Raw genomic sequence first — 15,061 nt, 5'->3', positions numbered from 1 at the left:
GATACAGTTCCTCGACCGTAAGTCCAGCACTTCGACTGATCGGATAATGTTCTATCATACTGACTCGCAGCTTCCTGGCAGGCTCGTTTACGAGACGAGAACGGTCCTTTGAAATCCTCGCCGATCGGCGCCGCCGTCTTGAGTTGCACGTGGCAAGCCCGATTGCTCGTTTCGACTCTGAGCATCCAATCAACAGCCTGAGAGTTCTCGGTGCTAATCAGCATAACTCCAAAAACCAGGCCGCACATCGCGCAGATCTGTTTCATGGGGCTTCTCCATATCCGTCCTCAGTAGGGCCTTAAGCGAGCACAGGGATAAGCTATGTTATCCGCAGTTGGTCCAGCGACACACGAGCAACGAATCGCGGGCCGGTATCGACGAAATCCATGTCCTTGAGCGTACAGTAACGCGGTTCGTCAGGATAGCTCGCAGGTCGTAGGCGATCGACTTCTTCGGCGAAAATTGACCAGAGATGCGCCCGATATTCGTCCTCCCCGACGCTGAACCTCGCTGTCCAAGTGGCGCATTGCGATCCGCAGTCCGGATCTGTCGGTTTCGGCCCCTGGCAAATCAACTCGGAACCTGGCACCTCATCGCCCTGTTCGCGTCTGCGCCTGATAAGGGTGAAATAAACCCGCGGCGCTTGCGCCGACGACGATTCGGGATGCCCGTTGTTGTCTCCAGGAGGAGAAGACGACCCTTCAACGGTCGCCGTGATGACGACTGCATTCTCAGCTGCATCGAGGTAAGCCATTGCCTTTAGGACGCGGGCCGGCATGATCTGCACCCACTCGGTGATCGGTTCGGACACCTGCACCGCCCGTGGCGCATGAGGCTGGTACCGCACGAGACCTAAGCGCACAAAAGGATAGACCGCTCCGCAGGGATTGAGTTCGATATCAGCATACCAGATTTCCTGATCTGGATCAAAACGAGGTGCATAGGTGATCAGCGACACCGCCATGAAGCCGCCAGGTGGCTGCGCCGCTCGCGATTCAGCGACTTCACGGTCTGTTGGAACGGGCATCAAGACGTCCCTGATCAGAAGGGCGTCCTTGATATGCGACTCGCTCGGGCCGCGTAGACTAGCCGCGTCCATAATGACATGCGGAAAGTTGTCCTTTGAGAGGAGCCATCCCTGAACCCCACCCTGTGCTCGGACTGGATCGGCGCCCCACCGGGTTACCCAAGGGCCACCGGGACCAAGGTCCGCGTCCTGCAGCTCTAAGATCTCGCTTCCGTCGCGCGGCAAATTCCGCAAGTCGATCGGTGCGCGGTCACCGGGAGGTGTCCTGACTTGGTCATAGCGAACGTTGCCTACGTTGTTCTCAAAGAGATTCGGCGGCCAGATCACAATCCCTAGCCGCTCGCCCTCGCCGGAAGAGAACCAGGGCCGCTTGGCGCGCACACGAGCGCACATCGACCGCGAAACAGAAACCGGAGACACCATGGCGTGAGCCGGCGCGGGAGTATTGTCACTCCAGTAAAAAGAAGGAATCGGGCTCAGCGAAGCAACCCGCGCCGGGCGAACGGTCGCCGGAAGCCAGCACGCGTGCAGGACAGCGCCATTCACGGGGCTGTTGTCCTGCGGCTCTTTACCTCTCGGGTCGGCCGTTATAGCTTTTGGTTTCGTGAGCGCTTCCGGAAGCTCGTCATAGCGCGTCCGCAAAGAGCCAGCATGGCGCGACACGGCTAGTGCGAAGAGCCGGATATAGCGCGCCTGGGCATCGATGAAGGATTTTGGCCGCAAGGCCCGCAAGGGTGGATCGCCAGCCTCCGGCTTCGCCTTCTTTTCCAGCGCCCACGCTTTGCGTTGCACATCGAGCAGGTCGAGCCGAAGCACGGGCCCGTTTCCGGGAGTGAAGCCCTCGATCCGCAGGAGTGTGACGAATTCCAGCTCGAACTGGACTGATCCATCATCGGCGGGATCGAAGCCGAAGAGGTGCTTGGGACTCATAAAGGTCTGAGAGTCTGGCTTCGGCCACAAACCGCGCGCCCGATCTTCTCGTGAGCGACCGCGCTCCGGATCATCGAACCACCCGCGCGCCGCGGCGGCTCCACTCGCCCATATCTCGACAGCTTTGGTACTCGGACCGTGGATTATCAGAGAACCGTCGATCAGAACGTCGACGGCGCCCGGCATTGCGCGCTCTTCGTCCCAGTTCTCGACCGAGCAAACAGCGTTGTTGGGCAGGTCTTGTTTTAAGCAGTCGTTTTCGTTCATCAGAATCGCGTCGATCGCGCCTGTGGCGACGCGCAACATCCGCCAAGGGCGATCCGCAGGAGCCTCAGGGGCGCGCTGAGGCAGGTCGACGGCATGCACAGCCTCGATTTCGGTATAAGCCGAGATTTCCGGGACCGGGCTTTCAAGCATCCGCGTTCGAATCGCATCCGCCAGTTGTGCTATTCGCGCCGGTCCAGGAAACGGAAGCCCCCAGATACTCTGTCCTTCTGTGGCGTCCTCAGTGCGCACATCGCTTATGGGCGGCAGCTGAATAGCTGTTAGCTCTTCGATTCCAGTCGTGAATGCGCGATCGATGTCCAGGGACGAGTTGGCCTTCATCGCAGTGCCGCTGGTTTTTTTCGCATTCCCCAGACCCCGCGCTACTGCTAGGGCAGGCAACGTTCCACCTAGCGCAAACATATGTTGGAGAAATTGCTGTGTCGGCGCGCACCAGCACCGGATCAAGGCCTCCTCGCCCGGCCCCAAAGTCACCTTTACATGGGCAATGGGAATCAATCGGCCGGGGGCAGGGGTATGTGGAATGCGGCCGTAATCCGTTCTGTTCTCGACCTGGATCAGCGGCCCGAAGCCTGTCCCACGCACAAGGTCGAGCACGACCGGAATCGCGTCTGGGTAGTCGGGTGGTGCTGGCCCATTGAAATTGCGCGCATAAAGCGGTAGTGATTTCACATCGCGGCGGCGTGGTTCCGACGCTAGATTCTCGCCGCGCACCGACACTTCAATAACCAGAGTCACAGCGGCCGGATCGGGATAATACGGCTGGCGCTCGACCTCTGTCTCGCGATCGCGCGGCAGCGGCCTGAAGACAGCCGCTCCCGAGCGGTCTGTCTGCGATTCGTCTTCCTTGAAGAATCCCACGGCGCTCCATCGGAGTTCCTGGCCAAAAACGCGTGGACCCACGCCCTTGATCTGATGCAGTATCTCACCTTCGTCTGTCATCGGTGCAGGTTTGAGCACCGGACGCTTAAGCTCGGGCAGGACATTACCGACCGAGGTCCTCGCCCGGTAAACTGGAAAGCCACCCCAGGCAGCCCGGTAATCAATCCCGCGCAGGCCGCCACGCGGACGCGACGTCACGACTCGCTGACGCCACGCGACACGGACGGCGCCCCAGACGGGCCTCGGCGCGCCATCCGGATCAGGCTCGCTCACAGGAACGTACTCGACCTGCTCTGTTTCGCCGTGGACCTTGTGGGTATCGTAATCGCGATCGTCATGAGGATCCCGCAGCACACGCGGCTCGACCATTCTGATGTCCCGCTCGATGTCCCTGCCCGTCTTGCCGCGGAAGGCGTCATGTAGGGCGGCAAAATCAAGCGATACTGAGGGCGCCATAACGATGCGGCGGTCGAACCCAATTCCTGGAAGAGTTTCGTCTTTACTCCGATCCTGCAGTCCGGCAATACGCCGGTTACCGTCATCGTTGAGGCTGCGCACAATCATCCGGCCCGCCTGCGGAACCGGGAAACGGCCCTTGAGAAGCACTTTGCTGTGGGTCTTCTCACCCACGAGAGTCCCGAACATCCAGTCCGGGACAGCGATCGTGGGTGCCTCGATCCGCTCATGGCGGCGAAACTGAATTCCGGACGCTATCAGCCCGCCTCCGTAACTCTTCTCATAGTGCCCGAGCGCCCGGTTGAGTGGCATGGACACGCCCCCGCTAAAAACGGCACGCAGGCCGAAATGGTAGCGCCAGCCAAATCGGAGCGGCGGTGGCGTTAGGGCGTGCTCCGTCGGCAAGTTGTAGGTAATGTCGATAAGAAGATCGTGATGGTCGAGAGGGTATGTCTCGACTCCGCAATGGAGGCCCAGCGGATCGCCACGCCACACGCCGATCACTTCTTCCATAAAAACGGTGGTCCAGGTGCGGTGTTCTTCAGCAACGCTGGCGCGGATTTTTGGCAGACTCCAGTCGCGCAGCGCCGCCGGTGCCTGTAAATGTGCGTCGTCAGCGTCACGCCGCGCCGCCGAATCGGGGTAAAGACTTGTAATTAAGCCGTTCAGGTCGCGCGACGGTACGTTGCGATCAGCGCCTTTTGTCGGGTAATAAGCGACCGTCCGATGCATTAGCGTGTGCCATCGCTTACGCTTAGTGTCCTTGCTGCCCACCTTCGAGCCGGTGTCACGCACGCCGACGTCCAGCTTATATCCGGCCGTCAGGTCGGAGGCGTCGAGTACAACGTTTTGCGGTGTCCCGTTATCCTGAGCGCTCTTGTACCGGCTCTGTTGCGTGTGGGAATCCATGAACCGGTCGATCCCATGCCGCTGGCGCCACCGGTCGATAAGGGCGAGGCCGCCGCCGCGCTGCGTGCCATTACGATCTTCCTGGAGATCTGCGACGACCGAGAGGGGCAGCAAATCCGCTTCTTGTGCTAGAAGGAGCATCTTTTCAGCGTCACGCTTCTGCTTTTGGTCTTCACTCGCAATCGCCGTAATTGGATCAAGGTCGACAACTTGATAGCGCGGCTCGGTTTTCCAGTGCTGGCCAAGATCGATAATGCCGTCGATCTGATCTGCAATCGCGAGTTCACGGAAAGCCAGCTTTTCGCATTCGTTGCACTGTTGACATGCCGCCGAGTTCGGATTTGCGCACTTTTGGCCGCAGATATCCTCGTCCAAGTTCCTGGCATGAGTGTCGATCTCCTCGCGCGCGCATGGAAGGAAATGCCCGGCCGCTGCATCCTTGCTTTGCGGAAGACGGAGCTTGGCAGTACTCCAAAGTTGCGAGCCTTTCTTCATCCCGGAATCTTCGACTGTTGCAAATCTAAGGAGAAGGAAACGCGCGTATTGTCTGACCGGCTCGGGCAATTCGTCTGAATTTTGCGGATTTCTGTCTAAAACAGTTTCCTCATAACTGTGTGCAGCATCCGTTTTTTCTCTGAGTACATCAACTGGACATTCGAAATCGACCACGAACCGAAACAGGCGACCGAGAGAAGGATTGGCCTGCAAGGTAAAAAGACGACGCCGCGCGAAGGCGACTGTTTCGTCGTCCTTCGGCGGTTCCGCCGGACCGCCATGGAAGTCCGGCGTCGTTGAGGCGAGCCGGTAGGCCGCAATCGCCTCTTTCTTGGGATCTGGATCCGGTACATCCGTGCTTGGATTGTTGTCACTGAAATGAGCCGCAACGTCCAGAGGTGTTCGAGAGAGAAGCTGTTCGTGAGCTTTCACAAGTGCACAGACGGCTTCCTTTGATGAGGTTGCGTTCTGATATTCTGCTCGCGCTGCCGCCAAGTTGTCTGCTCGGCCACGACTCTGCTCGAGCTTGTTCCAGTCTTCAACCTCCTCCGCTAATTTCACAATCTGTTCTATTTTCAAAGGCGGCTGGCTGCGTGGCCACGGACCAACGCGGTTCTTCGTCCATTCTTCAAGGCGAGCGCTGACCGAGCCCGAAGCTTCGGCCTCGGGCCGCGTCCGCACCAACCTCTTTTTCAAACGCGCGGCCGTGTGGGCCGCGCGCTCAAGGGTCAGTTCCTTAGCGATCTTGTCGCGCCCGGTCCCGTGAACGTCGGGCGTTATCGTCTGGCCGTGCGACCCTTCTTTCGGCCGCCAAGCGGCGTCGAGCGGATCCTTTAACTCCGATCGAGTTTTCGGATCGAGAGCGGCGCCGAGCGCCTTGAGGCCTTCCTCACCACCCATCACGTCGCGCCAATAAAGCATCAGCTTATCGAGGTTGTCAGGAGACCCGATCCGCCTCAGCCTTTCCTCGTACGTGATTTTCGTAGTGGAGCCTTCGAAAATTTCCTTCGTGCGCCAGCTCTGATGTTCACCGAGCGAGATGATCTCAAACCCGCTGTGGAATCTTAGCAGCTTGTTTTCGATTTCGGCGGGCCATTCGGCCAGATCGTATTGGCCGCTCTCCTTATCATAGATCGGAATCAGGACGAGCGTGAAGCGCGCCCTGTCCCCAAAAATCCCCGCTGCGACCACCTGCGCAGCGACACTTACGGGAATTTTCTCTGTCATGCTGGAAATCCGTCAATCTCTCGGTCGAAGTAGGTCTGGTAGGCGAGCCAGTCTTCCTGCTGCGAGCGGGCGAGGGCCCTCACGATGGCGCCAGTTTCGCCACTGTCCTCTGCGGCAAAAAGCGCTACCCGGGTGCGCGCTCCGGAAAAGCCCTGCCCCATGCTCCTTTGAACACCAACTTGATACCGGAATTTTGCGAAGCCGATCGAAAACGAGAAGGCGAAGACGGCCGAACCTTGCATGCTGCCGCCCAACTGGTGTGACAAGCGCACAACAAGCGTGGCACTGATGGCGAAACACGCGATATGCGCCTCGCCACCTGCAAAAAAGAAGCCTTCGATGATGCAGCCCTGACCGCGATCGGTGTTGAACGTGCGCAGGTAAATGCCTGAGGAGAGGCGTCCGTGCCCGCTTAGCGGACCGAATTTGAACGCGCCGCCACCGCCGAATTCGAATGACGCCGCGAACGACAAGATTCGCTGCGCGTCTGCATGGAGCGTGAGGAATCCGCCCCCGATATAGGGCGCGACTGAAACGAGGACCGGGCGGTCCTCGCGCCCGATTGACGCAACGAAACTTGCTTTGTCGTTGTTGAATGGTAGGAAGCAGGCAGCATTGAGGGAAACATTGACGAAGGAGAGCGTGCCGATGGAAATGATGCCGAGGTCGAGGCTGTAGCCGGCCTCAATCCCCGGCGTCCCGCGGCTTGGCCTGACATAGGGCCCACTGCCACCCGGATTGATCAATGCTTCTAGAGGCTTTAGAAAGGCAGCGCTGGGTCCGAGTTCGAAGTCCTTGTACATAATGTTGAAGTCGGATCCTTTGTCGCTTTCGGTAACGAACTGAGCGCCGTCGAAGAGTAGTGCCACAATCCCGAAGAGATTGATGTCGAACGGGTCCAGCCTGCACGTCGCCGTGAACCGTGGCGGCACGCTAATCTCGAGCAAATTGTAAACCGCGCCCGCGGAAAGCGTGATCTGGCTACCCGGCCGTGGGAGAAAAATTGGAGGCAGTTCGACGAGTTCACCACTCAAGTCGTAATTGAGGACAACTCTGGCCGGAACAAGCTCTTTTATTTTTTCCTCGATCCGGCGCCGCGCGCCTTCAAGATCGACAATCCGCTTAAGGTCACCACTCAGCACGGCGGCCGCGGCATCCGCAAGTCGCCTTGCGAGAACCTGGGCAGAACCATTGTTGAGCGTCCAGGCGACGAAAAGGCCGCTCATTGCGCCAAGATCATCCGGCCCGAGCCGCTCTGGAGTCTTTAATCTATTTTCAAGACTCCTCAGCTGATTTTTCTCGGACGCTAAATAGTCGGAATCGAGAGGGTTTTGCTCGTCGAGAATGCAACTAAAATTTATCCTTGTTGGGTGAGGACATGGGACGATAAGCAGATTACGGACCTTTTCAATTGTAAGATCGGCGAGTTCATCGCCGATGTCTCCTTCCGACGCCTTGCCTGTCGCCCCGCCGCCCAGTTTTCCCCATGCCGCGCTGCGTGCCTGAACTAGTGTGCTTTGGCCCTGGCTAAAGAAATTTATGATGGATGCCAAAGCAGTGGGCACGATTGAGACCATTTTTTCGAGGTAAGGCGCGCCAGATATCAGGAAAGACGCCAGGTCGCCTAGTATTTTCTGCTCAATGCCGTTGACGATCTGGTTGCGGACCTCCTCGACACCTTTGGACAGATTGGCGACAGCCGCGAGCAGCTTGCGGAGGTACTCTTCCTCTACGCTCGTTGCGTCGCTGACTGCGTTTTGAAGTGCTGCAATCAAACCATCTACCTTGTCCTTCAGCAGCCGCGCGGTGGCCTCCGCATCGGTGATGACCGCAATCACTCCTGCGATCCGACCGGCAGCTTTAGGGAAATCGGTCTGCAGCTTCGCAAGAGCTGCCTTAGTCTCAGCGAAAACCTCGCCCGAGCCGACTTTCCCAAGTGCCGTTGCAGAGATAGCGGCATTCCCTAGCTGCAGGCTTGCTCTCGCGCTCTCTCTCGCCGTCCTGATCAACTCGCTGCGCGCGGTCTTTTCCTCGGGCGTTGCGTTGCCAATCTGTGCAAGGAGGTCCTGGAAGGCATTTCCTGCAGCAAGTTGGTGGCTACTGCCGAGCGAGATCAGAAAATCATTCAAATTAAGCAAATACGTGCTGCGCAAACGCGCGAGCGCGGCGAGCGCGTCGCGCGGCAACCGGTCTGACTCGGGCGTCTCGCAAAGATCGGCCCTGAGGCTGAGGAGCGATGCAGTTGAACGATCCCGCACCGCTGCGATTTTGGAGAAGATGTCAAAGCTACCTTTGAGCCCATCTCTAATCGCATCAAATTTGTCGGCGAGACCCACCTGTACCAGAGCGGGTCTCGCTGTGTCGAAAGCGTCCTCTGTCGCCTCCCAGACCTGGTTCAGATCGCCGACCTTCTGCGGCGCGAACTCTCTTACCGCCGTCAGTATCATATCTACGAACTTGCCGCAGAGAATCTTGGCTTGGTCTAGACTGTCGTCGATCAGCGGCCAGACAAGCTCGAACGTGTTTCGAGTGAGAATCTGGAAAAGGCTGAGTAATCCGCTGATCGAGGATTGATCTCTTTCCACCCGATCAACGATCTTATCCGCCGCGTTTAAGAGAGCGGTGATGGCATCGAGCGCCTGCTCATATGCTAAGCCTTTGATGCGCTGGCCTTTTTCCGCTGCGTCGAGCCAATCGCGATAGGCATCATTCAGCGCCGCCTTGAGGGTGCCAGTTGCACGACCGATCGCTATCTGCATCTTCTCGTCGAACCGGCTTTCGAGTTCATTCGCCGCCTCGTCCCGACCAACCTGGACCAGGATCGTGAAGAAGTCAGGGTTGTTCGCCGCCGCCTCAGCGAGAACTCCTTCCACTACTCGGTCTAGGGCTTCAGCCTGGCTGAGATCGGGGATTGCATGCGCGCCGGGCAGGGCGAAGACCAACCGGCGCCACGGTCTGAATTCAGCAGCCGAAAAAAGGTTCAGGAGTTGGGCGTGAAGAGCCTCCGTCAGGCTCAGTAATTCGGTCTTAAGTCTGCCCTCGACGGTGCCAACGATCGCTCTCGCTGCTTCGATCAGTTCTTGAATCTCTGTTGTGAAAGCCTCTCGGATCGCCTCGTGGACGGGCGCCAGCGGATCGTTCGCTATGCGCTCGATCGCAGCTATAAAGCGACGACCGGTCCCGTAAATGGCTGCAAATGCGGCAAATAAGGCTTCAATATCGCGCACCGCTTTGCTTGAGGAGATCGCCTCATCGAGCGCTTTCGCCAGTTCCCGGTAGGCGCGGCCGACATCCGGATAGAGCAGTTCAATTCGCGAGAGCGCTTGTTCTTCGTCAAAGACCACGTCAGCTTTCTTGACCGCTTCGAAAAATTGGAGCGCTAATGTGCGAAGCGCAACCCGCATCGGGATCAGCATCCGGTCGCGCACTTTGGCGACTGCAGCGCCCGCTTCGCTGGCGGAAGCGGCTTGGGCGTCCGCCAGCAGCGCCGACGTATACTGAGTGACCTCTTTGAATTGCGGAGCGCCCGACAAGGCCTCTGAGAGAAACTTGATTGCGTCTCTCAGATTGATGACACCTAGGATTTTGGCGTCACTGTCGAAAAAATTCTTCGGGTCGGCTTTTTTCTCCAGTTCGAAAGAGGCAGGCGGCAAGTCCTCGGGGCTGGGGATCGCCTCTTGCAACCTATTGAGCAGGCTTTCGGCATAGGAGTTGTTACCGACAGGCCCGCGGCTGCGCGAGATCGCGACGAGGTTGGTCTTGGGCCGCGTCGCGCCACCGGTCCTATCACCGGCCGAGCCGGGATCGAGCGAAACAGCCTTAAGAAAGTCGAGATAGACGTCGGTCTTCGCCCCCAGATCTTGGCCGGTCTGTTCGACGCCCAGACTCTTTTTCGACGCGCTCTCCTCGTCCTTCGGAAAGCCATAGGCGAGGTAACGGCTGTCAAAGAAAACCTGGATCAGGTCGGTCTGACGACCGACGAGCCGGTCGACTTGTGCGATGCGCACGCTGCCTTTCGACATGGTCGGGTAAAAAGGCGGCTGATCGACACCCTGCAGCAGAGGACCGAAGTCAAAATTGATGTTATGAAAGGTGAAGCCGCCATCATCCCTGAGCGTCGGCGCAGCATTCTGTCGACCTTCGGCGCCAATCTCCCATCGTTCGGTCTCAAAGCTCGTGCCGTCAGGCTCCGTTTCAGGTGCGTAGCGCCGCTTACCGCCGCCGAGCCACAGTACTCGCCGCGGGTCAGGTTCATCGCCGGATTTCAGTGCGTTGTAATATTCGGTCAGAGCCCGCATTGTTTCTTGATTGTTTGCCGCATCATACTGGACGAAGATCAGTGGCATGCGCGTGCGCCCCCCACGCGAATCGATCTGCATCTCGAGCTTGACTTCGCCGCCGCGCCCCTGACGCACGCGTGGCCAGAAAACCAACTGATCGCCTTGGCCGAGGAAAAGGCGGCCGTTCTTTCCCTCGATCCCAGTTGAAGGCTGCTGGTCATCTCTCGGGTTGAGAATGTCAGGGGTGTCGCGTGTCAGGATCTCCAGTTGCTCGACCGGCCAGCGGCGGCCACCCTCGGGCTGCGCCAGTGCAGGATAGCCTTTGGCCGGAGGACCACAGCGTAGGAACTGGCGCTGCACCAGAAACGCGACTGGGCCATCAAAGATACGGTCGGGCCCGCGGGCCACGAACCGCCGTTCTGTCACGGTGATGAAGGAGACGCGATGCCCGCAGGGGAACCAGAACCCCTTCGCGACGACATCGACGTGGATGTCACGGCCAAGACGGGTGTCTTGGCGCCAGCGTTCGATCGAGAATGCCTTGAACAGGTCCTGGCCTTCGGAGCCGCCGCCGCGAAGCTTAATTCTGGCGGAAGCCGGCGGTACAAACGCTGTGTCAGAATCGAAACTGCCGCCAAGGGCAGTGAGGGTGAGCTCGCCGACCCCGATCGGCTGCGAACGGTAAATGGCAGAACGGTCTTCTGCGGGGCCTCCCTCTTCAAGCGACTCTTTTATGGCGTCGCGAACCCGGAAGCCGGGCGGCGGGGCGAATTGGCTTCCGTTAGGCGCGATCGTTCCGTCCTTGTTGACTCGTCCGCGGACGGGCAGGCCATGCAGTGAAGTTAGCGCCACCAGCTGGTGTCGGTCATTTGCGTCAAGCCCGGCGCGAAACCGTTCGGGGTCTTTTTCTCCGGGTTGTTGGCCCGGCTTGGGATAGGTTGGCTCCTTCGGCTTGTATTGATCGCGCTCGCTCACCTCGCGGGGCATAGCCCAGGGCGCCCACCCTCCTCCTTGGGGTCCTCCCAGCGTCGCATCGAGCAGCGCCTCGGGCCGGAAATCCGGCGACCACACCGCCCGCAGGCTTGAAGACCCAGGCAGGTCGTCGAGCTGCGCGAACCAAAGCGGGACGGGGCCGCTGCGTGCGGTATCACTAGCGGCCCTGAAAGGCACTCTGCGCGGCAGGCCTAGCGGTGTGCGCCAGGCGGCGTCTTGCGCCGGTGATAGAATGAGACGGAATGGAATCTCGATTGAAGTCTCGAACGGGGTCGGCACCTTCATGCCAGCCGCGATTTCCGCCATGCGCTGCGGTCCGGTGATTGTTCCGAGGCGCGCCAGCGGCGTCGGACAGTCGCTGAACTTTTCCAGAGCGCGCCCTTCATCGTGCCGTACGGCCCACGCGTCGCCGCGCGTAAGGCCCTGATGCAGCAGCTTCGCCGCTTCGTCTCGCGTTTCCTGCCGCGCCCAGCGCGGCGGCAATCGGCCATTGGGAATATCTTCACCGCTCTTTGTCCAGCCGGGCAACGGCTCGAAAACTTTTTCAGCGCGTCGGACCACGGCAAGGTCAAATGCACCCCAATTCGTCAGCGCCTCGATTGTGAACGGAAATGCGCCAGCGGGCTCTCCGTCCCGATTGTCCGGCCGTCCTCCTTCGAAATCGTCGGCGGGAACGCGGAAGACTAAGCGAGAAGGACCGGAGATACGCGCCTCCGCCGGAATAACAAACGGTTCCTCAGGCTCCTGGAATGGGTTCTCACTGCTGGTACCGCCGCCGATCTGCGCACTTTGCGCAAGCCTCCGTGCGACGCGGCGCGCGACCCGTGCCGCCTCAATGTCGAGAAATGCTGGTCCGACATAGATTTTCTGGTCGTCCGGGATGTGAGCTCGATTTCTGTTTTCGTCCCCTACGACTTCGGCGAATGTATTAAAAAACGCCACGTAATCTTGATCTGCTTGTGCGATTTGCTTGTCGGAGATTTCGATTCTCTTCTGAACTCTCTTGCTCAACGCCTTTTCGTTGCGAAGAAGCTCCGCATCTTGCGGCGTGACCTCCGTCCCGGCCGGAGGCGCAGGCAAAGGCGGCTCCGCCGGCCACTGGCGAAAGAAGGCGCGCTCGGCGATATGCTGCGGCGGGAACTCCACCACTATCAGTGGCCGCGGGTCCGGCCGTGACTGGTATCGGCCAGGCTCGATCGCGGCGGGCTGCCTGTCACCGCATATCAGCGAAACATCCGGATTGGGCCGCGGCTCGCCGTTCGGGATGAAAGCAGCGAGGCGCCGGTCGGGCACAATCCGCCATCCAACGTTTTCCTCGTATTCCAAGACGAGATCTTGGAACCGGTATTTCAGGGCAAGGAGATCGGCCGGCCGGCGCACCAGAAGCGCTGCGCGGCTCAGCGACAGGCGCGCGGGCAGGCTAATCCTGCCTGTCGCGCCGACATGAACCAGGCATTCGGCTTGCGGCGGCTCGGTCGAGGGCGCCGGCCGGCCGCTCCAGACGTGTCGCAGCGGCAGTCCGGCGATGTAAAAAAGACATTCGGCTTCGTGGAAGATGAGCTGGCTGAACAGGCGTGCGGCGCGACGCCCGGCCGCCCCTTTAGAGACCGCGGGATCCAACTCTCTTTCGCCGGACATCCGTTCGCTAGCGACCGGAATCGCCGCATCCTGCAAGGCGAGCGGCGCCGCGAAATGGTTGAGCATCCGGCCGGTACGCAGTCCCGTGCCGCCGATTCGGATCACGGGCACCCGGGCGGAGACGCCAGGCCTTGGCGCGATCGCTGGCAGCGGGGCGGCCATGAAACGACCGAAGCGCGTGTCGATCCGCATTTTCCTGCTAGTGGGCGTGAGCGAGGCAACGATGCGCAGTCCGCCACCCTCTCCTTTTGCACGCCAGAGTGCTCCCTTGAGATTATCGAAAATGGTTTCGGTTCTACCGGTTGGGCGCTGCAATGACAGCGTCATGCGGATGCGCAAGGCGAAGACTGGATTGCCGTCCCCCGAATTCCGCCAGCCGAGAAATGAGGACTCCGTCCCATCGCGGAGTGAGAGGACGCCGCTCTCTCCAGTGCTTGCACGGCCGAGATCGACCGTCCCGCTCCATGCATGTTCGGGACGGGCCCGAGCCGTCTCTATATCGTGCCGCACAAGGGCGTAGAGGATTCTTGGAGCGAGTAGCTGCTCCTTCGCCAGCGGCGAGTGTGGTGCTGGCTTATTTTCCTCCGGCGCTGAAGACAGAATGCTCTCGGGCGCCGGTGGCGCGCCGTCGCCCGCAAACAGCGCACGAACGTCCTCCCGCTCCGTGTCACGCCCTCTTTCGGAGCGATTGAGAAGGAACGGCTCGGCTGCGTCGCCACCCGCGCTGCCAGAGAAGATAGTGAAAAATGTCTCCCGGAATCGCAGCGATACGCCCTCATCTGGCAAGGCTCGGAAGAAGTTCTCTCTTGCAGCAGCCCTCTCCGCCTCACGCGTCTCCAGCTGCTTGCCGGCGCGAAGAATCCAATAGCCGGCGTGGTGGAAAATAAGTCGAACGTCGCGCGCCTGTGTCGCGTCGAAGCTCCCGCCAAACAGTCCTTGGACGAACGCGGAAGCCTGCTCTTTCGTCAGAGATCCTGATATCTCGCCCGCTCCCTCTTCCTGCTTCAGGAAAGAGACAAGTCGGTCTGTTCTCAGATTGATGCTCTGGCCGCGGCGAAGTGTCAGGATCAGCGCCGGCTCGCGATTGGAAGACGAAGAGTTTTTGTGTGGATCGTAGGCTGGGGTCCAGTTGATGCTAATGCTTAGGCCGAACTGGTAATCAGCCGTCAATGCACATCGGGCAATCTCGGCGCTCCAGCCCTCATGCGTGCGGCGCAGAACGAACCGGCCCAGCCAATTGGGCAGATCCGGGTCTGCGAAGGTGGAAGTACGTAAAATCCATTGATGTCGCTTTTCATCCTTCCCAGATTTTTCCACCCAGGCGACGCTCAACCCGCGCCGTGTTTGGTCTTCGTAGGTGACATCCAAGTATGGCCTCATCGCTTCGGCAGAGGCGAGCGGTGCGGCCACAAACGAAGCTCCAGTGCCGACTAGAACGTCTCGACGGGTCACCAGCCCGCCGCTTCCCACCGCGACGTGTAGATCACGAGTAGTAGAATTTCGCGAGTCGCACTTTGCGCTACCATCCCCACGTAGGTCGCGATCATCTGTCATCTGGTGCCTCGCTTCTCACCGTTCTCCAGCAGTAGTTCGCTGCAGTCTGACCGACATAGAACCGAAGAGGTACCGCTACGTCTCAAACGGCGGCAAATATGGGGCAGTGCGGGCCCGCCTGGGCAGCGTGATTAGCGCACGCGTACTCGGCTATTGGTAACTTTTGAACTTACTACGACGCGGAGGCACAACGTTAATTCACGTCAGGATGCCGCCGCGGAAATTCTGTAATAAACACACGACTGGCCTTCAAAGCTCACATAATCGCCGCATCTTGAATTTGTGTGCGCATAAACTCTTGCACCTCGTGGTGTCGCTGGACTGTGTAGAACCATAGCGTGCTCTTTGCTGAGGCCAAACCAACTAGGTATGAAGCAGAAATCGC

2 protein-coding genes are annotated in these 15,061 nt (G+C 59.4%); both read right to left on the bottom strand.

From position 1 onward, the window contains the following. Positions 1 to 319: 319 nt before the first annotated feature. Entirely contained in the window at positions 320 to 6,211 is a 5,892-nt protein-coding gene (locus tag M446_RS36895) for a hypothetical protein (protein WP_012331391.1), read from the bottom strand. After that, on the bottom strand, positions 6,208 to 14,490 hold the full coding sequence (locus M446_RS36890) for a hypothetical protein (RefSeq protein WP_150108599.1): 8,283 nt from the start codon (positions 14,488 to 14,490) through the stop codon (positions 6,208 to 6,210). Before M446_RS36890 ends, M446_RS36895 begins: the two co-directional genes overlap by 4 nt. Between the last annotated feature and the right edge of the window lie 571 nt (positions 14,491 to 15,061).

The sequence above is a fragment of the Methylobacterium sp. 4-46 genome, assembly GCF_000019365.1.
In the GTDB taxonomy this organism is placed as follows: Bacteria; Pseudomonadota; Alphaproteobacteria; order Rhizobiales; family Beijerinckiaceae; genus Methylobacterium.
Note: the sequence above shows the minus strand (reverse complement) of the source record. Positions and strands in the feature narration are given on the sequence as shown.